We start from the raw sequence: 26,368 nt of genomic DNA on the forward strand, positions 1-26,368 counted from the left end.
TTCGTTATTTGTTATTTCAAAACTGTATTTGATTATTAGTAAAGAATTGTATAATTGTTCTTTATAAAAAAAAATAAATTTGGAACATTAGTGAATGAAAAACAACAATAATCTATTTAACAATTCACTTATTGACGAATATATACTTAAAAAAGTAAATAAAATAATAAATAAGTTATCTATTGATCAAATAATTTGGTTGTCGGGATATTTATTTAATATTATAAAAAATAATAAATTTAAAAAAACTTTAATTTTGATAGATAAAAAAATTACAATTTTATCTTCTTCACAAACTGGAAATGCACAGTCAATAGCTAAAAAGTTATATGATCGTATGGTTTTTAACAATTTTAATGTTATTTTATTAAAAACATCAGAATATAAATTTAAAAAAATTAATAACGAAAAAATATTAATAATTATAACATCTACATATGGTGAAGGAGAACCTCCAGAAGAAACTTATGCATTTTATAATTTTTTAATGTCTAAACGAGCTCCTAAATTAGATAGTTTATCTTTTGCTGTTTTCGGTTTAGGTGATAGTTCTTATAAATTTTTTAATAAATCAGCAAAAGATTTTGATCATAGATTAAAAGAATTAGGTGCTAAAAGACTAATTAATAGATGTGATGCTGATATAGATTATTCTGTAGTAGCAAATAATTGGATTAAAAAAATATTAAATGTTTTTAAACATTTAACTTTTAATAAAAATAATTTGATTATAAAAAATAAATCTATGAAAATAGATAATTGTGAAAAAACATATGATAAAGAAAATCCTCTTATTACAAGTATATTATGTAATCAAAAAATTACTGGAAGAGATTCAAATAAAGATATTAGACATATAGAAATTAATTTACCTGATAATATATTTTATGAACCTGGTGATATTTTAGGTGTATGGTATGAAAATGATCCTTTATTAATAAAAAAAATTATTTCATGTTTTAAATTATCTAATGATGATCCAATTAAAATTGGTAATAAGAATATATCTTTATATGAAGCTTTGTTGAAATATTGTGAGATTACGATAAATACAATAAACATTGTAAAAAAATACTCTTATCTAACAAACAATAAATATCTTTTATCTATCAATGATGATTTATTAGAATTACAAAAATTTGTTAAAAATACACCATTAATAGATATGTTTATTATTTATAAAAGCAAATTATCAGCTCAACAATTAGTATCCCTATTTCGACCTTTAAGCCCTCGTTTTTATTCTATTTCTTCTTCTCAAAGAGAATATAAAAACGAGGTACATATAACAGTGAGAATTTTAAAATACAAATCTAATAATTGTGTTCATTTTGGTGGAGCATCAGGTTATTTAGGTTATAGAATTAATGAAAATGATAAAATAAAAATTTTTTTACAAAAAAATAATAATTTTAAATTACCTAAAGATTCTAATATTCCAATAATTATGATTGCTGCTGGTACTGGAATTTCTCCATTTCGTTCTTTTATTCAAGAAAGAGAAAATATAGGAGCTAAAGGTAAAAATTGGTTGTTTTTTGGAGATCAAAAATTTACTGAAGATTTTTTATATCAAATTGAATGGGTAGATTATCTTAAAAAAGATGTATTGAATAACATTAATTTAGCATGGTCACGTGATCAAAAATATAAAATATATATACAAGATAAAATTATAGAAAATAAAAATATTTTTTGGAAATGGATAAATAATGGTGCATATATTTATATTTGTGGAAGTATTGCAATGTCAAAATCAGTTGAAACATCTATCTTAAAAATAATTCAAGAAAATGGTAAAATAGATAAAAATAATTCTGTAAATTTTTTAAATGAACTAAAAATCGATCATCGTTATCAAAAGGATGTTTATTAATGTTATATAAAATAAATAAAAAATTTATTGTTAAAGGTAAATTAACTAATGAAGAAAGAATAAAAAAAGAGAGTAATTTTTTAAGAGGAACTATTGCTGATGATATTAACAATAAAATAACAGGAGGTTTTAGTAAAGATAATTATTCATTAATTAGATTTCATGGTATGTATCAGCAAGATAATAGAGACATAAGATTAGAACGGTTAGAACAAAAATTAGAACCTAAACATTCTATGATGTTGAGATGTAGATTACCAGGGGGAATTATTAATACAAAACAATGGTTGTCTATAGATGATTTTGCAAAAAAACATACCTTATATGGAAGTATACGATTGACTAATCGCCAAACTTTTCAATTTCATGGTATTTTAAAACATAAATTAAAATTTATTCATAAAATATTAAATAAATTAGGATTAGATTCATGGGCTACAGCTAATGATGTAAATCGTAATATTCTTTGTACTTCAAACCCTATGGAGTCTAATATTCATATGGAAGTTTATCAAATAGCAAAAAAAATTTCTGAATATTTACTTCCTAAAACAAATGCTTATTCTGAAATTTGGTTAGATAGAAAAAAAGTTAGTACTACTGAAGTAGAGTCGATTTTAGGAAATACTTATTTGCCTCGTAAATTTAAAACAACAATTGTAATACCACCTTATAATGATGTTGATATTCATGCCAATGATATGAATTTTATTGCCATTATTGATAAAGGAAAATTAATTGGTTTTAATTTACTTATTGGTGGAGGATTATCTATAGTACATAGTAATTGTTCTACATGGCCTAGTATAGCTAAAGAAGTTGGATTTTTTAAAGTTAATGATATTTTATGTGTAGCAGAAGCTGTAATTACAATTCAAAGAGATTGGGGTAATAGGACTAATAGACAGAATGCTAAAACAAAATATACATTGGAACGTGTAGGTTTAGATAATTTTAGAAGAGAAATTGAATATAGATCTGGGATTAAATTTGATCCTATATATCCTTATAAATTTATTAAAAGAGGAGATCGTTTTGGTTGGTTAAAAGGTATAGATAACAAATGGAATTTGACATTATTTATTGAACAAGGAAGATTAATTGATAAATTTAATAGTCCTATTAAAAAAGGTGTTGCAGAAATTGCAAAAATACATAATGGATATTTTAGATTAACTGCAAATCAAAATTTAATAGTAACTTCTGTTAAAGAGAATAACAAATTAATTATTGAAAATATAGCTTTGAAATATGGATTATTGAATTTTGTAACAAAGCAACGTAAAAATTCTATGGCATGTGTTTCTTATCCTACATGTCCTTTAGCTATGTCTGAAGGAGAACGTGAATTACCTTATTTTGTAAATGGAATAGAAAAAATTTTATCTAAATATGGATTGGATAATGAATATATAATATTTCGTATTTCTGGCTGTCCAAATGGTTGTGCTAGATCTTTGCTTGCTGAAATAGGTCTTTTAGGCAAATCTGTTGATTATTATAATATGTATATTGGTGGAAATCGTATAGGAACACGTATACCTCGTATGTACTTAGAAAATATCAATAAAAAACAAATAATTTTTCATATAGATAATTTAGTAAATAGGTGGGCTAACGAACGATTAGATAAAGAAAATTTTGGAGATTTTGTAATTAGAGTAAATATAGTAAAACCAGTATTAAATTCTTCCAAAGATTTTTGGTAATTTTAGGTAAAATATATGCAATTGTTAAATTTAAAAAAAATAAAAAATTTATCTTTAAAAGAACAAAAAAAAAATCTTGAAGAAATTAATTTTAAATTAAATAAACTATCTTCATTTGATCGTATATTATGGGCATTAGATAATCTTGAAGAAAATTTTATTTTATCTTCTAGTTTTGGGATACAATCAATGGTTTTGTTACATATGATTACTTCTAAAATATCTAATATTCCTATTGTGTTTATTGATACAGGTTATTTATTTCCGGAAACTTATATATTCGTTGATAAATTAGTTAAAAAAATGAATTTAAATTTGAAAATATTTCGTTCTATTATATCTCCTGCATGGCAAGAGGCACGTTATGGTAAATTATGGAAAAATGGAATAGATGGCATAGATTTGTATAATAAAATTAATAAAGTTAAACCTATGAAGTTTGCTTTAAAAAAATTATTAGTTAAAACATGGTTTTCTGGGCTAAGAAGATCACAATCTAAAAGTCGTAAAAACTTATCTATATTATCTATTCAACGTAAAATTTTTAAATTTTTACCAATTTTAGATTGGGATAATAAAAAAATATTTGACTATATAAAAAAATACGATTTGGAATATCATCCATTATGGAAAGATGGTTATGTATCTTTAGGAGATATACATACAACGTCTAAAATAAATAGTAATATTTCAGAAGAAGAAACAAGATTTTTTGGAATAAAAAGAGAATGTGGGTTACATGAATAAATTTATTATTTAATAGATTATATTTATTAAAAATAATTTATTTATTTTAATTTAATTTAAAAATACAATTTAAGATTTTTAATTTATTTTATACTTATTATAAATATCACAAAATGAAATATTTACCCTTATTTATTGATTTGAAATTTAAACCAATTTTAATAGTTGGAGGTGGTAGTGTAGCTGCAAGAAAAATAAAATTATTTTGTGCAGTTGGAGCTATAGTATATGTTGTTGCTAATAAATTATGTGATGATTTAAAAAAAATTTATAATAAAAATAAAATTAGATGGTTATCAAAAAAATTTAATGTAAATCAACTAAATAATATATTTTTAGTAGTTGTTGCTACTAATAATAATAATCTTAATAAAAAAATTTATAAAGAAGCTAATAATAGATTTATATTTGTTAATGTAGTTGATGATTTAAAAAAATGTTCTTTTATTTTTCCATCAATAATAGACAGGTCTCCTTTATTAGTATCTATATCATCTAGTGGTATGGCACCTATGCTAGTTAGATTATTAAAGGAAAAATTAGAAACAATATTACCTAAAAGTTTATCTAGTATAATTAATATTGCTGGTAAATTCCGTGATAAAGTTAAAAAATATTTTATTAAATTTGATGATAGAAAACGATTTTGGGAAAGTTTTTTTGATAGTATTTTTTCTAGTTATGTATCTTGTAATAATTTTGAATTAGCATATAAAGTATTAAATAATCATTTAAAAAATAAAAATAAACTATCAGGAGAAATAGTATTAGTTGGAGCTGGTCCTGGTGATTCTGGTTTGTTAACACTTCGTGCCCTACAAGCAATACAAAGAGCGGATATTGTCCTGTATGATTATTTAGTAAGTAAACAAGTTTTAAATTTAATACGTAAAGATGCAAAATTGATATGTGTAGGGAAAAGATATGGATATCATTTTTATTCTCAAAAAAAAATAAATAATTTACTAATATCATATGCTAAAAAAGGCAAATGTGTTATTAGATTAAAAGGCGGTGATCCATTTATTTTTGGTAGAGGTGGTGAAGAATTATTATATGCATACAAATATAAAATACCTTTTCAAGTCATTCCTGGTATAACTTCAGGCATTGCAGCTCCTACTTATGCTGGTATTCCATTAACGCATAGAGATTATTCTCATGGAGTAATATTTATAAATGGATATAACTATAAACATTGTATTGATAGTTTGAAATTTAAGTATTCTTCTTTTACTTTAGTAATTTACATGTGTTCAATTAATATTGAATATATATATAAACAATTAATATTAAATGGATGTTTAAAAAATACAAAAGTGGCTGTTATAAGTTCGGGAACGCATGATGAACAGTATGTGAAAACTGGTATTTTATCAGAATTAAATATCTTAATTAAAAAATCTTTTAGTCCTAGAATATTAATTATAGGTAAAGTCGTTGAATTAAGAGAAAAATTATCTTGGTTTAAAATTTCTAAAAATTCATTTAATAATAAAAATTATATTTTAAATTTATTATAGGAAAAAGTTATGGAGGAAAAGAAATTTACTCATTTATATCAATTAGAAGCTGAAAGTATTTATATCATACGTGAAGTTGTAGCTGAATTTGAAAACCCTGTTATGTTATATTCAATAGGTAAAGATTCTTCTGTTATGTTACATCTTGCTCGTAAAGCATTCTATCCTGGTAAATTACCATTTCCATTATTACATATAGATACAGGGTGGAAATTTAACGAAATGTATAAATTCAGAGATAATATTATTAAAAATATGAATCTTGATTTTTTAATATATATTAATAAAGATGGGTTGAAAATGGGTATCAACCCTTTTATTCATGGTAGTAGTAAATATACTCATATTATGAAGACTGAAGGTTTAAAACAAGCTTTAAATAAATATAATTTCGATGCAGCTTTTGGAGGTGCTAGGCGTGATGAAGAAAAATCTCGTGCTAAAGAACGTATATATTCTTTCCGTAATAAATTACATAGATGGGATCCAAAAAAACAAAGACCTGAATTATGGCAGAATTACAATGGGCAAATTAATAGAGGGGAAAATATTAGGGTATTTCCATTGTCTAATTGGACTGAATTAGATATTTGGACATATATTTATTTTGAAAATATAGAAATAGTACCATTATATTTTTCTTCTATTAGACCTGTTTTGACACGTAATAATTTATTAATCATGTTAAATGATAATAGAATTAATTATAAAAATGAAGAGATAAATAAACTGATGGTACGTTTTCGTACTTTAGGTTGTTGGCCATTATCCGGTGCTATAGAATCAAATGCCAAGAATATACCGGAAATTATACATGAAATGTTAAATTCAAACATGAGTGAACGTCAAGGAAGAATGATAGATAATGATCAAGTTGGTTCTATGGAAATAAAAAAACGTCAAGGATATTTTTAAGGAAATAAAATAATGATAAATAATACTATTAAAAATAATATTAGTAAATCAAATAATATTATTAAATGGTTAAAGTTGCAAAAAAAAAAAACGTCTTTGAGATTTCTTACATGTGGAAGTGTAGATGATGGTAAAAGTACATTAATTGGACGTTTGTTTTATGATACGAATAATATTTATTCTGATCAATTTAAATCCTTAAAAAAGGATAGTAAAAAACATGGAACACAAGATGGTAATTTAGATTTATCTTTATTAGTTGATGGATTACAAGCTGAAAGAGAACAAGGTATTACTATTGATGTTGCTTATTTATATTTTTCTACAAATAAATGTAAATTTATAGTTGCAGATACTCCAGGACATGAACAATATACACGTAATATGGCTACAGGGGCATCTACATGTGATGTAGCTATATTATTGATGGATGCTTGTAAGGGAGTGCTTAATCAAACAAAACGCCATATTTTTATAGTTAATATTTTAGGAATTAAAAACGTAATTATTGCTATAAATAAAATGGATTTAGTTTTATATAAGGAAGATATTTTTATTAAAATAAAAAAAAAATTTCTAGAAATTATAAAACTTTTACCTAATAAAGATATAAAACTATATTTTGTACCTATTTCAGCATTAAGTGGTGAAAACGTTGTTTATTCAAATAAAATAATGTCATGGTATAAAGGTCCAACGGTGCTTTATATATTAGAGAATATTCAAAGTTCAAATAATATCAATGATAAAATTTTTTATTTTCCAGTACAATATGTTAATAGACCTAATTCAAATTTTAGAGGATATTCAGGTTGTCTATCTTCTGGTAAAATAAGAATTAATCAAAAGATTAAAATATTACCATCTGGTATGGTATCTTACATTGATCAAATTATAGTTTATAATAAAAAAATTTGTCAGGCTTATCCACAAGAACCTATTACCTTAATATTGAAAGATCAAATGGATATTAGTAGAGGAGATATTATAGTTGATTTTAATATTAAATTTAAATTGACACAGTCAGCTTTAATAGATATTGTATGGATGAATGAACAAAAGTTAGAAATAGGTAATAAATATGATGTTAAAATTGCATGTAAGAAGACTCAAATTATTATAAAAGATATTTTATATTGTTTTGATATGAATAATTTAAAAAAAATAAAAACAAATAAAATATTAATAAATAATATTGGTAGAATTTCTGTATTTTTTGATGAACCTATGGTGATGGATCTTTATAATAACAATAAGGTTATGGGCGGTATTATTTTTATCGATAAATTAACTAATATGACAGTTGGAGCAGGATTAGTTTGTAAAACATTATCGATAAAAGATAATAAAATAAATAGATACAAATTATTTAAACGAGAATTAAATCAATTAATTAAACGTTATTTTTTAAATTAAAAATATAATTTTTATGATAAGTGATATAAATCAAAAAAATAGAAATAATATTTTGTGGCAAAATTTTTATATAAATAAAATAAAACGTGAAAAATTGAATAATCACAGATCAGCATTATTATGGTTTACTGGTTTATCAGGATCCGGAAAATCTACTATTGCTAATGCTTTAGAAAAAAGACTTTATTTTATGAATATACATACTTATATTTTAGATGGTGATAATATCAGATCTGGATTATGCTCTGATTTAAGTTTTGTTGATAAAGATCGTAAGGAGAATATTAGAAGAATTGGAGAAATATCAAAGTTAATGGTAGATGCAGGTTTAATAGTCTTATCCACTTTTATATCTCCTCATAAATTAGAGCGTGAAAAAATAAGATATATGTTAGAAAATAATAAATTTATAGAAATATTTGTTGATACACCATTTAATATATGTAAAAAAAGAGATGTTAAAGGTTTATATAAAAAAGTTTTCAATAAAAAAATAAAAAATTTTACTGGTGTTGATTCTATATATGAATCACCGATTAATCCTGAAATTATTTTGAATGGAGAACAAGATGTATTGACATCTGTAAATAAAATAATTTTATTATTAAGATCTATGAAAATTATTTAATTTATAAAAAAAATTTTATTTGTAATATTATTATTAAATGTAGATTTGATATCTTTTGTTATTATTAATATCTCTTTTATATTTACCATTTTTTTTATAAAGAAACCTAAGTTTTTAATTCTTTTTTCGATAAAATCATCTTTTTTAAAAATTATTTTTATTTTTTTATTGAATCTAATTTTTTTTTTTGCTCTGAAATTTCTAATTTGTATAATAGTATTTTTTAACCATATTATATCAATGCTTAGTTTTTTATTTACAAATTTATTATTGTATTTTGGAAATTTTTCCATTGTAATACTATTAAATTTATTGTTAAGATTATATCTCATTAATTTTTGCCATATATACTCTGTAATAAACGGTATAATTGGATGTGCTAATTTTAATATTATTTTTAGTACATATAATGATGTATTTATAGTACTTATAAAATTATTTTCATTACATATATTAATCAGGGGTTTAACAAATTCTATATACCAATCACAATATTGATTCCATATAAAACTATATAATTTATTGGCTATAATATCAAATCTATAATTATTTATAGATTTTTCAAATTCATTAATGACAATATTTAATTCACTTATAATCCATTTATCTATTATTGAAATATCATTTTTATGTGATGAAAATTTAATGTTTTTACTTTTATTTATAACGAATTTACTGGCATTCCATAATTTATTACAAAATTTTTTATACCCTTCTAATCTATTCATATCCCATTTTATTAATCTGCTAGTTGATGATAAAGAGGTAATTGTAAATCTTAAAGGATCTGCTCCTGTTTCTTTAATTCCATAAGGAAATTTTTTTTTGGTATTATTAATTATTTTTACCAATGATTTATTTTTTATCATATTTTTTGTTCTTTTTTCAATAATATCATTTAATGATATTCCATTTATTATATCTATAGGATCAACAATATTTCCTTTAGATTTTGACATTTTTTCACCATTTTCATCGCAAATTAAACCAGTAATATAAATATTTTTAAAAGGAATTTGTGGTTTATTTTTTTTATCTTTAACGATATACATTGTTATCATGATCATTCTAGCAATCCAAAAAAATATTATATCAAATCCAGAAACAATAACATCAGTTGGATGATATTGTTTAAATATTTTTTTTGATTTAGGCCATCCTAATGAAGAAAAAGTCCACATACTTGCGGAAAACCATGTATCTAATACATCATCGTCTTGTTTGAGTTTTTCTTTTTTTGGTATTTTATATTTTAGTCTTATTTTTTTTTCATTTTGGCCTACATAAATGTTATTTTTTTTATCATACCACACTGGTATACGGTGCCCCCACCATATTTGACGAGATATACACCAATCTTTTATTTTTTTCATCCATGAAAAATAAATATTTTTATATTGTTTATGAATAAAATTTATATTTCCATTTTTAACAGCATTTATTGCTAATTTAGTTAATTTTTTTGTTTTAATATACCATTGATTTGTTAGCATGGGTTCTATAATAGCTCCACTACGTTCATTATATGGTATATAAGTATTATATTTATATTCTTTTTTTAGTAATTTTTTTATTTTAAGTTTTTTAATTATTTTTTTTCTAGCAACATAACGATCAAGATTATGAAATGATTTAGGTATTTTATTACTATAAAATATTGAAGTATTTCCTTTGCTATCAAAAACATTAGCACAAGGTAACATTTTACCATCATATGTAAAAATATTTATCATAGGTAAATTATATTTAATTGCTATTTTATAATCATTAAAATCATGAGCCGGGGTTATTTTTACACACCCACTACCTTTTTTTATATCCGTTTTTATATCACTAATAATAGGTATAATACGATTAATTAAAGGAACTTTAACAAAATATCCTATTAAGTTGTTATAACGTTTGTCTTCAGGGTTGATCATAATTGCAGTATCACCAAAAATTGTTTCAGGACGAGTTGTCCCTATTAATAAATATTTTTTACCATCCTTTGTTTTTATGTTATTTAATAATTTATATTTTATATACCACATAGATACTTTTTTATTTTTATGTTTTATTTCTAAATCTGAAATTACTGTATTTAGTTCAGTATCCCAATTAACTATGCTTTTGGTTTTATAAATTAAATTATTTTTATATAAATTAATAAAAACTTTTCTTACAGTATATGAAAATTTTTTATCCATGGTAAAACGCTCTCTATTCCAATCTATGAAATATCCTAAACGTTTCATTTGATTTTTTATTATTTTTCCATATTTTTTTTTCCATTTTAAAATTTTTTTGATGAAAGCATTTTTATCATAATTTTTTATATCATAACCTTCTTTTATTATTTTTTTTGTAATAAGAATTTGTGTTGCAATTCCAGCATGATCTATTCCAATCTGCCATAATGTATTTTTTCCTTTCATACGATTATAACGTATTAAAATATCCATTAACGTATGTTGGAATGCATGCCCCATATGCAATGTGCCGGTTATATTAGGAGGTGGTAATGTTATACAATATTTTTTTTTAGAATTTTTTTTATTGAATTTAAAGTAATTATTTTTTTCCCATAGACTATAAATTTTTTTTTCAATATAGTTAGGATCGTATTTTTTTTTCATAAGGAGTTCATTGACAATATTTATATGAAAGTAATTTATGTATATTTATTTTCTATTATATAAAGATGAATAATTTATTAAAAATTGTGATATTAACTTAACTGGACGTCCAGTAGCATAATTTCTTTTACTATAATGCCATGCAGTACCTGCTATATCTAAATGTATCCATGAAATTTTTTTACTTATAAATTTTGATAAAAAACATGCAGCATTAATAGCACCAGCTCCTCCAATACCTGTATTTGTCATATCAGCAATATTAGATTTTAAGTTTTTATGATATATTTTAGAAATAGGTAAATTCCACGCTAAATCTCCAGTTTCTATGGATGCTTTAATTATTTGTTTAATTAATAATTTATTATTTGACATAAATCCACTCATGTGATGTCCTAATGCAACTACACAAGCGCCTGTTAAGGTTGCAATATCTATAATTATTTCCGGGTTAAATTTTTTAACATAATGTAATATATCACATAAGATTAATCTACCTTCAGCATCAGTATTTAATATTTCTACTGTTTTACCAGACATAGTTTTTATTATATCTCCTGGTCTATAAGATCTTTCACTTATCATGTTCTCACATACTGCTGATATACCAATTACGTTTAGTGGAATACCCATTTCGGATATAACATGCATTATCCCGTATACAGAAGCAGCACCACACATATCATATTTCATTTCATCCATTTTAGATGATGATTTAATTGATATACCTCCGCAATCAAATGTTACTCCTTTTCCGATTATTACTATTGGTTTAATTTTTAAATTGCTATTTCCATTATATTTAATAATTGATATCATGGGTTCATTTATAGAACCATTACTTACTGATAAATATGCATTCATATTTAGTCTTTTTATTTCATTTTTTTTTAATATTTCTATATCAATTTTATTTTTATGTTTATTTGCGAAATTATATGTTTTTTTTATTAAATAATTAGAATTACATATATTTGGAGGCATATTTGATAAGTTTTTCACATATTCAACAGCATTTGATATTATTAATGCATCTTTTATTGCATTATTACATATTATTTTATTTTCATTTGATTTTATAGGAAATATTATTTCTTTGGACGTGGAAAATAACGAGGAATTTATATTATTTTTGAATTTTTTAAATTCATACATATACTCTCTAAAATATTCTATTCCTGAACGTATTTTCCAATATTCATCTTTATTTGTAATATTTATATTAGATATAGAAAAAAATATTTTTTTATAAGAAACATAATTTAATGTATTAACAATAGATTTTATTATTTTTTTATATATATATTCATCATATTTTTTTTCTTTACCACAATACACTAATAATACTTTTGTAAATGGAAGGTTAGGCAAATAATTTAAAAATAAAGATTGGCCTATTTTACAATTTTGAAAAATATTCTCTTTAAATAAGGAACTTATATAGTTTTTTGTAAGGACATCAATTATTTTAGTAAATTTTGATAATTTATATTTTTCAAATATTCCTGTTATAATGTAAATATTTTTCTCTTTTTTAATATCAATATTTTTTATATTAAATTGCATAAATTGACCTTTATAAATTTAATTTGTATTGTTTATTGTGATTTATTATAATATATAAAAGTTGTTTATAAAATTAAGATGTTTATTTTAATGTCTTATATTGTATGAGAATATCTTAAAAGTCAATTACTAATAATATAATTTTATTTATGAAAATATATTTTAATTAAAACCATAATTTTAGTTTTTTTATTAATGAATAAAAAAATATATACACATACTCCTATTATACAACAATATTTATTTATTAAAAAAAAGTATTTTGATATTTTATTATTTTATCAAATGGGTGATTTTTATGAATTATTTTATGATGATGCAAAAAAAATTTCTGTTTTGTTGGGTATTACTTTAACAAATAAGGGTGTATCAGGTGGTAAAATAATTCCTATGGCTGGAATTCCATGTAGAACAGTAAATAATTATTTATATAAGTTGATTTCTTTAGGAGAATCAATAGCATTATGTAATCAAACAGATAATATTTGTAAATGTAGTGGTTTAATAGAAAGAAAAGTTATAAAAGTTTATACACCAGGTACCATTATTGAAGAAAACCTTATAGAAGATAAAGAAAATAATATTTTAGCAGCTATATGGCAAAATGAAGGGTTTTATTTTGGTTATTCAACTATAGATATTGGTTCTGGTGATTTTTTTGTTTATGAATTATTCAATCTTAAATCTACTGTTGATATAATAGAAAAAACAAACCCTGTAGAATTAATATACCCTGATAATTTTAAATCGATGGATTTAATTAAAAAAATAAACTGCACAAAGTGTGTGCGTTATTGGGAGTTTGATTTAGATACAGCAATAAAACAATTAAGTTTACAATTTTCTACAAATGATTTATCAGGTTTTGGTTTAAATATTACAAATTTTTCTTTAAGATCTGCTGGTTGTTTATTACAATATATTAAAAATACTCAATGTACTATTTTGCATCATATTAAAAATATAAAAATTAAATATGAGAACGAAAATATTATGATTGATGCTTCTACACGTAAATCTTTGGAAATTACCCAGAGTTTATCTAATATAAAAACTAACACATTATCTTATATATTGGATAGAACTGTAACGCCTATGGGAAGTAGAATGATAAAAAGATGGTTGCATTCTCCTATTAAAGATATAAATTTAATTAAAAATAGGCAAAAGAGTATATTATCATTAATGGATGTATATCCAAAATTACAATCAATATTATCTAAGATTGGTGATTTTGAAAGAATTTTAGCTAGAATTTTTTTAAAAACAGCTATTCCTAAAGATTTTGTTCATATTAGAAATATATTTAATACTATACCTAAAATTAAATATATCTTGATTAAAAGAGAAAATTTATATTTAAAAAAAATATATTGTAAAATAAATAATTTTGATAAACTTTACTTAATTTTGAAAAAAGCTATATATGATAACCCCTCTTCCTCTATTAAGGATGGTGGAGTTATTGCAACTGGTTATAATAAAAAATTAGATAAATTAAGAAAATTAAATTATTGGATGAATAAATATATAAAGAATTTAGAAAAATCTGAACGTAAAAAATTAAATTTAAATTCTTTAAAAATAAGTTTTAATTTAATAACTGGGTATTATATACAAATCAGTAAAATACATAAACATTTAGTGCCTATCCATTATATACTTAAACAATCTTTAAAAAATGTAGAACGATATATTACACCAGAATTAAAAAAATATGAAAATAAAGTTTTTTTTTCAAAAATTAAAACTTTATCTTTAGAAAAAAAGATATATAACGAGTTGTTTGATATATTTTTACCATACATAAACTCCTTAAAAAAATCTTCAAAATATCTTGCTGAATTAGATGTATTATTAAATATGTCTGAAAGAGCAACAACTTTAAATTATTGTTGCCCTATTTTAAGTTATAATCAAAAAATAGTAATTAAAAATGGTAGACATCCTATTATTGAATATAATATGAATAAACCATTTATCACAAATTCTTCAAAATTTAATAAAAAAAATCGTATGTTAATAATAACAGGACCTAATATGGGAGGTAAAAGTACTTATATGAGACAAATAGCATTAATAGTACTTATGGCATGGAGCAGTAGTTTTGTTCCAGCTAATTATGCTAAAATAGGTTGGTTTGATCAAATATTTACTAGAATTGGTTCCATTGATGATATTTCATCAAATCGTTCCACTTTTATGGTTGAGATGTCAGAAATGTCTAATATTTTAAATAATGCTACGTCTAAAAGTCTAATATTGATAGATGAAATAGGTAGAGGAACATCACCTCAAGAAGGATTGGCTATAGCATGGGCATGTGCTAATTATTTAATAAATAAAATTAAAGCTATTACTTTATTTGCAACACATTATTTTGAATTAACCAAATTAAAAAAAAATAATAAAAATGTATGCAATATTAGTTTTAATGCTATTATAAAAGATAAAAATATAGTTTATTTATATGAACTAAGAAATAAACCATCCAATAAGAGTTTAAGTTTTTATGTAGCTAAATTAGCAGGAATTCCAAATAAAGTTATAAATAATGCAATTGATATATTTAAAAAAAATAAATAAATTCAATTTTTGAAATGATTTTTTATAAAATAATAATTTTTTATTAGTAAATTATTATGATAATAATAAACAAAATATTTTTTTTATTTTAATAAAAATATTAAAATTATTAAATTTTAGATATATAAAATTATTTAGTTATATTTGTATTTAATTTATGAATATTTTTATTTTTAATTGTGTATAAATAATATTTATCAATATAATGTTAAAAGAAATTATAGTGTTTTTGCAGTTTCATAAAAATTGGTTGCCACCAATTGTATTTTTTTTATCTTTTTTTGAATCCATAGCTTGTTTTTCTTTATTTTTTCCTGCAACTATTTTATTACTTACTTGTAGTACATTTATTAAATTTTTTAATTTTTCATTTGCAATATTTTTTTTTATTATTGCATCAGGAGCTTTTTTAGGAGATTGGTTATCTTGGATTATTGGTAGTCATTATAAGAAACGTATTATAAATTTTTGGCCATTAAATAAATATCCAAGATTTTTAATTAATGGTAAAATATTTTTTAATAGATGGGGTATGTTTGGAATTTTTATAGGACGTTTCTTGGGTCCACTAAGAGCAACAATTCCATTAATAGCTGGCATGTGTCAAATGTCATTATGGAAATTTCAAATAGCTAATTTTTTTTCATCAATAATTTGGTCAATAATTATTTTAATGCCGGGATTATTTGGCATGTATTGGTTTAATGTATGGATTTAATATTTTTAATAAAACCTGTTTAACATATATATGTTTTCTTAAATGTTTTTATATTTTATCAACAGTTTTAATTCCTAAGATATTTAAAGATTGTTTTATGATTCTAGAGACTAAAATAGATATTTTTAATCTATTTTGACCTATTTCATTTTTTATCATTTGAATTATTGGATATCTTTGATAATATTTGGAAAATAAATTAGTTATATTGTAAAGATATTCACAAAGTATATGATATTTACCTTGTTTAGCAGATCTTACCAAAATTTCTTCGAATTGAAGTGTTTTAAATATTATTTTTGCCTCTAAACCATTAGTTATTATTAAATTATTTTTTTTATTAAATTTATATTTTTTTGATTTATTTATTATTGATTTTATTCTTGCATAATTATATTGTATATACAGAGCAGTGTTTCCTTCAAAAGATAACATTTTATCTAAATTAAAAACATAATTAATTTTTCTATCTTTAGATAAATCATAATATTTTATTGCACCAACAGCAATAATATTAGCAACATGATCAATTCTTTTTAATGATTTTTTATTATTTTTTTTTATAATTAATTTTTTAGTTTTTTTTATTACTTTATGTATTAAATATAATAATTTTATATTATCACCATTTCTTGTTTTAAATGGATGATTGTTTTTATTTAAAATCATACCAAAAAAATGGTATTCTATTTTTATATTTTTAGGAATATAGCCAGCTCTTAAAGAAATTTCATAAACTTGATCAAAATGTTGTTTTTGTCTTGAATCTACATAATATATAATATGTTTTGCTTTTAATTCATTACAACGATATTTTAAACATGCAATATCAATTGTTGTATATAAATACCTACCATCTTTTTTTTTAATTACAATACCTAAATCATTATTATTTTTATCTTTAAATTTTTGTGAAAGAACAATTGTTGATCCATTATTTTTAATCGCTATGTTTTTTTTTATAAGATCATTTACAACTAAAGAAAGTTTATCATTATAAAAACTTTCTCCTAAAATATTCTTTTTTTTAAGGGTTATATTAAGTAAATGATATATATTTTGATTATAATTTATAGTAATTTTAGTTATTTTTTTCCATATTGAATAATATTTAATATTTTTTTTTTGTAGTTTAACTACACATATTTTCGTTTTTTTTTCAAAGTCTTTGTTTTTTTTGTATTCTTTCTTAGCTAAACAATAATATTTTTCTAATTTTTTTAATGTAATTTTGTTATTAAATGGTATATTATTTGTTTCTAAATAAGCAATTAGCATACCGAATTGAGTACCCCAATCTCCTATATGATTTACTTTTATAACTTTATATCCTAAAAATTTTAAAATTCTTACAGTTGTATCTCCTAATATAGTAGAACGTAAATGTCCCACATGCATTTCTTTAGCAATATTTGGAGATGAATAATCGATTATAACGGTGTCTGTTTGTTTTTTGATATCAAAATTGATGCTATTAAACATTAATTCTGCTTGATTAGCTAACCATAATCTGTGTATAAATAAATTTATAAACCCAGGTTGAACTATTTTTATCTTGTATAAGATATTTTTTATATTTAAATTATTAACTATATTTTTTGCTATAAATCTTGGTGTCTTATTTAATTTATTTGCTATCCTGATAATACCACTTATTTGATATTCTCCAAATATTTCTTTATTAGAGTGTCTTAATGAAATATGATTGATATCATCAATACCAGATATAATTGCAGCTTTAATAACTTTTTTATACAAATAATTTTTTAAATTCATATGAATATATAATATATTACTTAGTATTTATTAAATAATAATTCAATGTATTTAGTAAAGTTTAATAAAATTTATTAATAATTTTAAAAATAATTATTTTATAATATATTCGTATTATGTTAAATATATTTATTTTTTTATTTAAATGAAATTTAAAAATATATTAATTCATAATATCTAAGTTTATTTAAACTATACTAAACATTAATTTATATATCAAGATATTAAAAATAAATATAATAGTTTATTTATTCTTAAAATTTAATTATTGATAAATTAAAAATGAGATTAATTACATTTATTAAAATAATTTAAAAAATTTATTATTAACAATTTTTAGATAAAAAAAACACAAAATAAATTATTTTCATAATATTTAAAATTTGAAATACTAAAATAAACATGTTATATTACTATGAAATTTTTGTAGTAAAAATAATATTTAATTTATTAAAAATAAAAAAATGTAATTTTACATTAAATGTCATTTCATTTAATGAATATTAATAATTTATTAAAATATAAAAGTTTAATTTTTAATTTTATCAGAGAGGATTATATGAATACAATTGATGAAATTAAGGATCAAATAGCAAATAATCCTATTATATTATATATGAAGGGTACCCCTAAATTTCCTAATTGTGGATTTTCAGCTCAGGCCGTAGAAATATTATCTATTTGCAATCAACATTATGCTTACATAGATATTTTAAAATTTCCATTAATCAGAAAAGAATTACCTAAATATGCTAATTGGCCTACTTTTCCTCAATTATGGGTAAATGGAAAACTAATAGGAGGGTGTGACATAATCGTAGAAATGTTTAAGAGTGGTAAATTACAAATTTTATTAAAAAATATAAACGAAAAAAATAATATTGATAATAAATAGTTAATTGTTAAAAATTTAAAATATTTTTTCTTCTTTTTACTATATTTGAAGGCCATCCTCCTAATTCTTTCCATTTGTTTATGATAATACAAAATAGATTTGCAGTTTGCATTGTATCATAAATTGCAGAATGAGCTTTTTTATTATCAAAAATTAAACCTAAAGCCTCGCAGGCTTTTGCTAATACAGTTTCACCCACTGCTAATCCACTTAAAGTTGCTGTATCAAATGTAGTAAATGGGTGAAATGGATTGTTTTTAATAAATGATCTTGCAGCTGCAGCCATAATAAAACTGTGATCAAATGTTACATTATGTCCTACAATTATTGCTTTACTACATTTATTTAAATCTATTTTTTTATTAATCATTTTAAATATTGTTTCTATTGCATTTATTTCCTGTATAGCTTTTCTTGAAGGATTCATAGGATCTATTTTATTAAAAGCAAGTGCGGATGGTTTAAGAATAGATCCTTTAAATGGCTTAATATTAAAATGTAAAATTTTGTCTTTTTTTAACCATCCCTTTGTATTCATTTTTAATGTAATTAACCCTATTTCTAATATTGCATCAGTAAATGGATTAAAACCCGCTGTTTCTACATCAATCACTACAGGATAAAAACTACGGAAACGATCTTTTATAAAATTTTTGTTAATATAATACATATTATATCCAAGATAACATAAATAATGTTATTATTTTTTTTTAGAACGGATTAAATTAATTAAATCTTTTTTCAATTTTATTAATATACTATTAAACAATATTAAATTAACTAATTCTTATTTAATTATATTTGATATATAATTTTTTATAAATTTTTCAGTAGTATCCACAACAATTTGTACATTATTATCTATTTCTATATTAACAATATCATTTATTTTTTTATGTAAAAAAATAGTACGTTTTAATGTATCTGGTATTAAAAATACACAAAAACTATTAGATCTTAATTCAGAAATAGTTAAACTCACACCGTCAATAGAAATAAAATTTTTTATAAATATGTATTTCATAAAGTAAATATCATTAAGTTTTAAATATAATTTAAAGTTATTTAAATTATTTTTTATATTAATGATTTTTGCTGTACATATAACATGTCCTGAAATTAAATGACCACTTATTCCATCTTGTAATGTTAAAGGTTTTTCAATATTAATATAATCACCCATTTTCAAGTTTTTGAAATTAGTTTTGTTAAACGTTTCATTAATTACATCAAAACTTATATAATTTTTATTTATTTTAACTACACTTAGGCAACAGCCATTACTAGAAATAGATGATCCTAATGATAAATTTTTAATAATGTTATTAGGAAAAATGAATGTGTACGTTCTACATTTTTTTTTTATTATAATTGATGAAAGTTTAGCAGTACCTTGTACTATACCATTAAACATTTTTACCTCAATAGTATTTAATTAATCTTAATATTTTGAAAAAAATATTTTTTTTTTACTAAAAGAATAAATTTAATTTTATTACCATAGGTTATGGTATAATTAATATTATCTAACATAAATAAAGTTATATTATGTTTGTATTACATAAATATGTTTTTGAAACAAGAAAATTATTAATTATCGCTATACCTGTTATATTAACACAAATTACACAAACAGCTATGAGTTTTGTAGATACAATTATGACAGGTGCCGCAAGTAATATTGATATGGCTGTTATTGCTGTAGGAAGTTCAATTTGGTTTCCAACAATTTTATTTGGCCATGGATTACTATTATCTTTAACTCCTGTTATTGCTCAATTGCATGGAGCTAATAAAAATAATAACATGTTTAATAAATATATAAATCAAGCATATTGGTTAGCTATTTTTACTTCATGTTTAATAATGTTGATTTTATGGAATAGTTATTATTTAATAAAAATAATGCATAATATAAATTTTTCATTAAAAATAAAAGTAATTAAATATTTAAGAACTTTATTATGGGGTGTTCCAGGATATTTATTTTATCAAGTAATGAGAAATCAATATGAAGGGCAATCTTGTATAAAACCAGGAATGATAATTAGTTTTATTGGATTAATTTTTAATATAATTATAAATTATACTTTTATATATGGTAATTTTGGCATGCCAGCAATGGGATGTATAGGTTGTGGTATTGCAACATCCTCTGTTTATTGGATCATGTTTATGATAATATTAATATGGTTTTATTATAATCGTGGAACTGCAAATATAAAAAAAATTTTTACAAAATTGCCGAATATTAAAATTTTATTAAATTTAATCAAATTAGGTTTGCCAATCGCACTTTCTTTAATGTTTGAAGTTAGTTTATTTGCTATTGTAGCTATTTTATTGTCCCCTTTGGGAATTGTAGAAGTATCAGGGCATCAAATTGCTTTAAATTTTAGTTCTTTATTATTTGTTTTGCCTTTTTCTATTGGTATTGCTTCAACAATAAGAATAGGATATAATATAGGTAAGAAGAAAATTAATGAAGCTTTTATTACCACTTATTGTGCACATATAATTGGAATTATTTTAGCTTTATTTACAGCAAGTTTTAGTGTTTTTTTTAGAAATAAAATTGTTTTTTTATATAGTAATAATTTAAAAGTTATTGAATTAGCAACTAAATTAATATTGTTTTCTGCAATATATCAATTTCCTGATGCTATACAAGCAATTGGAAGTGGTGTTTTAAGAGGTTATAAAGATACAAAAACAATTTTATTTGTAACATTTTTTGCTTATTGGATTATTGGATTACCTATAGGTTATATTTTTGCTTTAACTAATGTAATTTTTCCTGCTATGGGACCAGTTGGTTTTTGGTATGGTTTTATTATTGGATTGAGTATTGCTGCTATTATGATATTTTTACGTATAATAAAATTACAAAAATTACCAAATGAAATAATCAAATTAAGCATAAAAAATTAAATTATAGATTCAAATAAAATAAAATTTATGTCTTTAAAATAATTTTATATATGATGAAATAAATAATTAAATTATTGCATCTGTAGCTCAAATGGTTAGAGTACTACTATGACATGGTAGTGGTTAGTGGTTCAAGTCCACTCAGATGCATATTTAATATCATTTAAAAATAATTAAATAAATTTATCATTAAAAACAATGTATAGGTTTAGGTATTCCAGCTATTTTGCTTGCTTGTATCATTATTCCTTTAGGAAATAATATAAATAAGTAAACACTATTTTCAAGTGTTGTATTTAATTTAAATGATACTGATTTTATAATAATACGAGTTTTTGGTAATATTTTATAAACAGAATAAAAATTCCTTATAAAATATATAATTTTCCAATGATCTTCATTTAATAAAATATTTTCTTTTTTTGCTATTTTATATGCTATTTTTTTATTCCAATCGTAAAAATTTTTTAAATATCCAGAATAATCAAATTTCATAAATTTTTTATTTAATAAATATAAAAAATAAAAGTATACATATTATATACTAGATCATATTTTTTTAAAAATGACTATAGCGAATAATTAAAATTAAATAAAAAAACCAATAAATTTAAGAAAAACAACATTTAATAAATATTAATAATAATATAAATTATTTACATTTTCATAAAATAATATTTTATTAATGTTAATATAAATAAATTTAATTTTTAAAATTTAATAGGTAAATAATTATGAATAAATCTGTTGTATTTAGTGCTGTACAACCTTCAGGAATATTAACAATAGGAAATTACATCGGTGCAATACAACAATGGATAAAAATGCAAGATAAATATGATTGTATATATTCTATAGTTGATTTACATACTATCACAGTAAAACAAGACCCTTTAACATTACGAAAGAATATATTAAATACTATTGCTATATATTTAGCATGCGGTATAGATCCTAAAAAAAGTATAATATTTATACAATCTCATGTACCGGCTCATGTACAACTTAGTTGGATACTTAATTGTTATGTTTATTTTAATGAATTAAAAAGAATGACTCAATTTAAAAAAAAAAAAAAAAATAGATTTAATAATGGATTATTTACATATCCAGTATTAATGGCATCTGATATATTATTATATAAAACTGATATAGTTCCTGTTGGAAAAGATCAAAAACAACACTTGGAATTGAGTCGTATTTTAGCTAAAAGATTTAATAATATATATGGTGATTTATTTAAAATACCTAAATCATATATTATTAAAAATAAATCAAATATATTATCTTTATCAAATATTGAAAAAAAAATGTCTAAATCTGATATTAGCAAAAATAGTTTTATTTCTTTGTTAGACACAAAAGATATTATAAAAAAAAAAATAAGAAAAGCTATTACTGATTCAGATACCCCTCCTACCATTCATTATGACCCAAAATATAAAAAAGGTATTTCTAATTTACTTATTATTTTATCCAGCATGTCAGAAAAAAATATTTTTCATTTAGAAAAAAAATTTAGTGGTAAAACATATAATTCGTTGAAAAATGAAGTCATAGATATTTTAACAAAGAAATTATTTATTTTACAAGAAAAATATTTTTATTATATAAATAACTATAAATATTTAATTGATATTATTCATGATGGAGCAGAAAGAGCTAAATTACGTGCTAATAACACATTAAGAGAAATATATAATAAAATTGGTTTTTTTTAAATATAAATTAATAATTTTTATACAATTTAATAAAATAAGATAAAATAGATAAAATAAATACAATAAAATAAAGGATATTTGACATAATTAATGATGAATATAAACTATTTTTTTCTATAATATAATTACTTATAATAAATGTTAACATAGTACCTATTGTTCCAAAAGTTAAAATTATATTTGTATTATTAAAATTATTAATTTTATTATTTAATGACGCAATAGTAATTATAATCATGTAAATACCACTAGAAAAAAAACCTAAACCTATAATATTTAAATGAAGATATACTAAAATAGTACTTTTTATAAAACAAAACATGAAAATTGTAGATATTCCAGTCATAAATATAAAAATTTTTTGTAAAGTTATATATTTTGATAATAAACTGAATACCCACATTCCACACATATAATAAAACCAAAAATTACTTATTAGTTTTCCTGAATACAATATATTCAAATTTAAATATTTATTCATATATTGAGGAATCCAACTTATAAAAGTTAATTGTGCAAAAATATAAAGCATAGCTGATATGGATAACAATAAAGTATCTGTTTTAAATATTTTATTAATTTTTAATTTACTAAAATGATTAATTTTTATAATTGGAAATGTTACATTAATACTTAATATTGTTATTAATAAATATATGATATTTATTATAAAATATATCCAATACCAACAAATATTTTGTTTTAATATATTTAAAGAAACTATAGGAAATAATATACCAGATAAACTAAAAAATGAATCAGTTATCATTAAATGATAACCTCTTTTTTTAAATTCATATAAATTTACTATTAAAAAAGTACAATTAGATATTGTTGTACCACTAATTATTCCTAATACAAACATGCAAAAAGAAAATAGTTTTATGTTATGATTATTCATCATAAATATTGTAATTAATAATACTAAAAAAAAATTAACTACAAATTGTTTTTTAAATGAAATAATTTTTATTAACCAAAAATTTAAAAAAATAGATATTAATACACCTAAATTTAAAAAAGTAAAACTATTACTTATTCTTAATATAGGCAACTCAAAATATTTAGAAATGCTTTCTATTAATATACCACTTACAACTATCAAAGCACCAACAAATGCATAGGATAAATAACAAATCCAAGTTATAATAATACGATTAAAATTAGTCATAACTTCAATATAATTTTATAAATTAAACAAATATTTAAATTAAATATAAAAAAATTAAATATTAATGAAATATTAAATTGTTTTTAAACTTATAAGATAACTTTAAATATATAATTTCAAGTAAGGTCATAAATAATATTCCATATAGTTAAATAATAAATTAAATTTTATTAATAAAAGGTATTATAATGCAAAAAAAAATATTAAATTAAAATAAAAAAATATTTTACTAAAAAAATAATTAAATTCACATGGTATAGGATATAAAAAACAATTAATAATCGTCAATTACAAATGATAGCTATTGGAAGATCAATTAGTTCTATATTATTTTTAAGAACTGGAAGCTAATTATAACAAACTGGACCATCATTAATATTTATTTATTTAATTTATATTATTTTTCATTTTTATTTTACGGGCTTTAGGATAATTAATATTATATAGACAATTTAGTTGTAATTTTGTGTCTTATTCAAGAAAATTTTTGGGCAAAAAAACATATTATATAACAGGATGTATGTATTTTATCAACTGAGCTATGACAGGTATTGTAGATATTACTGTAATTTCTATATATATGTAATATTGAACTTATTTACTCATATATCTTAATAGATATTTTTATTAATAATATTATTTGTTATAAGTATAATAAATATGCTAAAAATAAAATTGTTTATTGAATTAAAATTCTTATTTTAATATAATTAAAATATTAGCAATAATAATTTTTATATTATGTAGAATATTTTTTATAATTATTAACAAACCATTAAAATTGTTTATTCCCTAAATATTATTTGTTATTAGATTAGGGTTGGTATTTTGCCTTTAGGACCTATTAAATCTATTGCTGTAACTCAAAATATTATTTTTGCATTTTCATTAGTAAAATTAATAGGTACAACAACAGGTGAATATAAAAATTTTAATATAATTTTACTTAAAGTAATAAATAGTATAATATTTCATATAAGTATATTTCTATATTAGTTCTATAAAAATATTATTATTATTAATGCCTCTGAGTGGTAATATCATTCTAATCAAAGTCCTTTTGTTACAGTTTTATTAAGTTTAAAAATTCTATATGTAGATAGTACAATGAATATTGTAGTATTAACAGCCGCCTTATCTAGTTTAAATTCTGGTTTATATTTAACTAGTATAATTTTACGTTTAATATCTATAGGTTAGTCTGTACCAGAATATATGAATATTATAAAAAATAATGGTGTTTCTTATGAGGTGAAATATTAACTATTACTAATATATATTTTATAGGTGTAATATTTAATTATTATATACAATCAATAATTTTTAATATAGTTTTAAATATTACATCACTGGGTATTTTACCATATTGGATATTTATTATATTATATCAAATAAATTTAAGATTTAAGATAAATAAAGGAAAAGAAAATAAAATTTATTTTAGATTATCATTACCATAAATTTCATGGATAATATTATTTTTTTTAATATTTATTTTTATTATTATGGTATTTGATTACCCAAAATGGTACTTATACTATTGTATATATACCATTTATTTGTATCTTATTA

Annotated in this window: 20 protein-coding genes, 1 tRNA gene and 1 pseudogene; 15 read left to right on the forward strand and 7 right to left on the reverse strand. The window is 21.2% G+C overall.

Annotated elements, in window-relative coordinates; genetic code table 11:
- Window positions 1-94 precede the first annotated feature (94 nt).
- The 7 genes from ONB71_RS00930 (at window position 95) to cysC (ending at window position 8,814) form a co-directional block, all read left to right on the forward strand.
- On the forward strand, window positions 95-1,876 hold the full coding sequence (locus tag ONB71_RS00930) for an assimilatory sulfite reductase (NADPH) flavoprotein subunit (RefSeq protein WP_274360716.1): 1,782 nt from the start codon (window positions 95-97) through the stop codon (window positions 1,874-1,876).
- Window positions 1,876-3,585, forward strand: coding sequence for an assimilatory sulfite reductase (NADPH) hemoprotein subunit (gene cysI, locus ONB71_RS00935; protein ID WP_274360717.1), 1,710 nt, complete (start codon window positions 1,876-1,878; stop codon window positions 3,583-3,585). Before ONB71_RS00930 ends, cysI begins: the two co-directional genes overlap by 1 nt.
- Before the next feature lie 15 nt (window positions 3,586-3,600).
- Complete coding sequence (locus ONB71_RS00940; RefSeq protein ID WP_274360718.1) at window positions 3,601-4,332, forward strand: phosphoadenylyl-sulfate reductase; 732 nt, start codon at window positions 3,601-3,603, stop codon at window positions 4,330-4,332.
- Window positions 4,333-4,445: 113 nt separating this feature from the next.
- A complete protein-coding gene (cysG, locus tag ONB71_RS00945) occupies window positions 4,446-5,855 on the forward strand; it encodes a siroheme synthase CysG (RefSeq protein ID WP_274360719.1) in 1,410 nt (469 codons plus the stop codon).
- A gap of 9 nt (window positions 5,856-5,864) precedes the next feature.
- On the forward strand, window positions 5,865-6,770 hold the full coding sequence (gene cysD, locus ONB71_RS00950; RefSeq protein WP_274360720.1) for a sulfate adenylyltransferase subunit CysD: 906 nt from the start codon (window positions 5,865-5,867) through the stop codon (window positions 6,768-6,770).
- A 12-nt stretch (window positions 6,771-6,782) separates the two neighbouring features.
- The gene (gene cysN, locus ONB71_RS00955) at window positions 6,783-8,186 is read left to right on the forward strand and encodes a sulfate adenylyltransferase subunit CysN (RefSeq protein ID WP_274360721.1); all 1,404 of its coding nucleotides are present in this window, start codon (window positions 6,783-6,785) and stop codon (window positions 8,184-8,186) included.
- Between the two features lie 13 nt (window positions 8,187-8,199).
- Window positions 8,200-8,814 carry an adenylyl-sulfate kinase gene (gene cysC / locus ONB71_RS00960; RefSeq protein WP_274360722.1) on the forward strand — a complete coding sequence of 205 codons (615 nt, stop codon included), beginning with the start codon at window positions 8,200-8,202 and terminating at the stop codon, window positions 8,812-8,814.
- Here the strand turns inward: cysC and ONB71_RS00965 are convergent.
- A complete protein-coding gene (locus tag ONB71_RS00965; protein ID WP_274360723.1) occupies window positions 8,811-11,432 on the reverse strand; it encodes a valine--tRNA ligase in 2,622 nt (873 codons plus the stop codon). The genes cysC and ONB71_RS00965 overlap by 4 nt on opposite strands.
- Window positions 11,433-11,477: 45 nt before the next feature.
- Window positions 11,478-12,998 carry a leucyl aminopeptidase gene (locus ONB71_RS00970; RefSeq protein ID WP_274360724.1) on the reverse strand — a complete coding sequence of 507 codons (1,521 nt, stop codon included), beginning with the start codon at window positions 12,996-12,998 and terminating at the stop codon, window positions 11,478-11,480.
- Window positions 12,999-13,193: 195 nt separating this feature from the next.
- Here ONB71_RS00970 and mutS point away from each other — a divergent pair, with 195 nt between their 5' ends.
- A complete protein-coding gene (gene mutS / locus ONB71_RS00975) occupies window positions 13,194-15,584 on the forward strand; it encodes a DNA mismatch repair protein MutS (RefSeq protein ID WP_274360725.1) in 2,391 nt (796 codons plus the stop codon).
- Between the two features lie 205 nt (window positions 15,585-15,789).
- Window positions 15,790-16,302 carry a DedA family protein gene (locus tag ONB71_RS00980; protein ID WP_274360726.1) on the forward strand — a complete coding sequence of 171 codons (513 nt, stop codon included), beginning with the start codon at window positions 15,790-15,792 and terminating at the stop codon, window positions 16,300-16,302.
- A gap of 48 nt (window positions 16,303-16,350) precedes the next feature.
- Here the strand turns inward: ONB71_RS00980 and argS are convergent, their stop codons facing one another.
- Window positions 16,351-18,078, reverse strand: coding sequence for an arginine--tRNA ligase (gene argS, locus ONB71_RS00985; protein WP_274360727.1), 1,728 nt, complete (start codon window positions 18,076-18,078; stop codon window positions 16,351-16,353).
- Between the two features lie 559 nt (window positions 18,079-18,637).
- Here argS and grxD point away from each other — a divergent pair.
- Window positions 18,638-18,973 (forward strand): Grx4 family monothiol glutaredoxin, encoded by a 336-nt coding sequence (gene grxD, locus ONB71_RS00990; RefSeq protein WP_274360728.1) that lies wholly within the window; start codon window positions 18,638-18,640, stop codon window positions 18,971-18,973.
- Window positions 18,974-18,980: 7 nt separating this feature from the next.
- Here the strand turns inward: grxD and rnt are convergent, their stop codons facing one another.
- Together rnt and ONB71_RS01000 are read right to left on the reverse strand one after the other, a co-directional pair.
- A complete protein-coding gene (gene rnt, locus ONB71_RS00995; RefSeq protein ID WP_274360729.1) occupies window positions 18,981-19,643 on the reverse strand; it encodes a ribonuclease T in 663 nt (220 codons plus the stop codon).
- Between the two features lie 117 nt (window positions 19,644-19,760).
- Window positions 19,761-20,387 (reverse strand): riboflavin synthase subunit alpha, encoded by a 627-nt coding sequence (locus tag ONB71_RS01000; protein WP_274360730.1) that lies wholly within the window; start codon window positions 20,385-20,387, stop codon window positions 19,761-19,763.
- A gap of 134 nt (window positions 20,388-20,521) precedes the next feature.
- Here ONB71_RS01000 and ONB71_RS01005 point away from each other — a divergent pair, with 134 nt between their 5' ends.
- Both ONB71_RS01005 and ONB71_RS01010 read left to right on the forward strand, forming a co-directional pair.
- Window positions 20,522-21,904, forward strand: coding sequence for an MATE family efflux transporter (locus ONB71_RS01005; RefSeq protein WP_274360731.1), 1,383 nt, complete (start codon window positions 20,522-20,524; stop codon window positions 21,902-21,904).
- Between the two features lie 76 nt (window positions 21,905-21,980).
- Window positions 21,981-22,054, forward strand: a tRNA-Val gene (locus tag ONB71_RS01010).
- 39 nt (window positions 22,055-22,093) lie between these two features.
- On the opposite strand, the gene ONB71_RS01015 is transcribed toward ONB71_RS01010, so the two are convergent.
- Window positions 22,094-22,399 carry a TusE/DsrC/DsvC family sulfur relay protein gene (locus ONB71_RS01015; protein ID WP_274360732.1) on the reverse strand — a complete coding sequence of 102 codons (306 nt, stop codon included), beginning with the start codon at window positions 22,397-22,399 and terminating at the stop codon, window positions 22,094-22,096.
- Between the two features lie 239 nt (window positions 22,400-22,638).
- Here ONB71_RS01015 and trpS point away from each other — a divergent pair, with 239 nt between their 5' ends.
- Entirely contained in the window at window positions 22,639-23,625 is a 987-nt protein-coding gene (gene trpS, locus ONB71_RS01020; RefSeq protein ID WP_274360733.1) for a tryptophan--tRNA ligase, read from the forward strand.
- A gap of 7 nt (window positions 23,626-23,632) precedes the next feature.
- On the opposite strand, the gene tsgA is transcribed toward trpS, so the two are convergent.
- Entirely contained in the window at window positions 23,633-24,796 is a 1,164-nt protein-coding gene (gene tsgA / locus ONB71_RS01025) for an MFS transporter TsgA (protein WP_274360734.1), read from the reverse strand.
- Window positions 24,797-25,624: 828 nt separating this feature from the next.
- On the opposite strand from tsgA, the gene ONB71_RS01030 reads away from it, so the two are divergent.
- Both ONB71_RS01030 and ONB71_RS01035 read left to right on the forward strand, forming a co-directional pair.
- Window positions 25,625-25,792: a hypothetical protein gene (locus ONB71_RS01030; protein ID WP_274360735.1), complete on the forward strand. Its 168-nt coding sequence runs from the start codon at window positions 25,625-25,627 to the stop codon at window positions 25,790-25,792.
- Window positions 25,793-25,858: 66 nt separating this feature from the next.
- A pseudogene (locus tag ONB71_RS01035) lies at window positions 25,859-25,996 on the forward strand (hypothetical protein); the annotation flags it as partial.
- Window positions 25,997-26,368 lie beyond the last annotated feature (372 nt).

The organism is Candidatus Purcelliella pentastirinorum, assembly GCF_028748785.1.
Classification (GTDB): Bacteria; Pseudomonadota; Gammaproteobacteria; order Enterobacterales; family Enterobacteriaceae; genus Purcelliella; species Purcelliella pentastirinorum_A.

Bases quoted from the DNA above. Each gene is read 5' to 3' on its own strand.
- ONB71_RS00930 (WP_274360716.1), top strand. From the start codon at position 95: ATGAAAAACAACAATAATCTATTTAACAATTCACTTATTGACGAATAT.
- cysI (WP_274360717.1), top strand. From the start codon at position 1,876: ATGTTATATAAAATAAATAAAAAATTTATTGTTAAAGGTAAATTAACT.
- ONB71_RS00940 (WP_274360718.1), top strand. From the start codon at position 3,601: ATGCAATTGTTAAATTTAAAAAAAATAAAAAATTTATCTTTAAAAGAA.
- cysG (WP_274360719.1), top strand. From the start codon at position 4,446: ATGAAATATTTACCCTTATTTATTGATTTGAAATTTAAACCAATTTTA.
- cysD (WP_274360720.1), top strand. From the start codon at position 5,865: ATGGAGGAAAAGAAATTTACTCATTTATATCAATTAGAAGCTGAAAGT.
- cysN (WP_274360721.1), top strand. From the start codon at position 6,783: ATGATAAATAATACTATTAAAAATAATATTAGTAAATCAAATAATATT.
- cysC (WP_274360722.1), top strand. From the start codon at position 8,200: ATGATAAGTGATATAAATCAAAAAAATAGAAATAATATTTTGTGGCAA.
- ONB71_RS00965 (WP_274360723.1), bottom strand. From the start codon at position 11,432: ATGAAAAAAAAATACGATCCTAACTATATTGAAAAAAAAATTTATAGT.
- ONB71_RS00970 (WP_274360724.1), bottom strand. From the start codon at position 12,998: ATGCAATTTAATATAAAAAATATTGATATTAAAAAAGAGAAAAATATT.
- mutS (WP_274360725.1), top strand. From the start codon at position 13,194: ATGAATAAAAAAATATATACACATACTCCTATTATACAACAATATTTA.
- ONB71_RS00980 (WP_274360726.1), top strand. From the start codon at position 15,790: ATGTTAAAAGAAATTATAGTGTTTTTGCAGTTTCATAAAAATTGGTTG.
- argS (WP_274360727.1), bottom strand. From the start codon at position 18,078: ATGAATTTAAAAAATTATTTGTATAAAAAAGTTATTAAAGCTGCAATT.
- grxD (WP_274360728.1), top strand. From the start codon at position 18,638: ATGAATACAATTGATGAAATTAAGGATCAAATAGCAAATAATCCTATT.
- rnt (WP_274360729.1), bottom strand. From the start codon at position 19,643: ATGTATTATATTAACAAAAATTTTATAAAAGATCGTTTCCGTAGTTTT.
- ONB71_RS01000 (WP_274360730.1), bottom strand. From the start codon at position 20,387: ATGTTTAATGGTATAGTACAAGGTACTGCTAAACTTTCATCAATTATA.
- ONB71_RS01005 (WP_274360731.1), top strand. From the start codon at position 20,522: ATGTTTGTATTACATAAATATGTTTTTGAAACAAGAAAATTATTAATT.
- ONB71_RS01015 (WP_274360732.1), bottom strand. From the start codon at position 22,399: ATGAAATTTGATTATTCTGGATATTTAAAAAATTTTTACGATTGGAAT.
- trpS (WP_274360733.1), top strand. From the start codon at position 22,639: ATGAATAAATCTGTTGTATTTAGTGCTGTACAACCTTCAGGAATATTA.
- tsgA (WP_274360734.1), bottom strand. From the start codon at position 24,796: ATGACTAATTTTAATCGTATTATTATAACTTGGATTTGTTATTTATCC.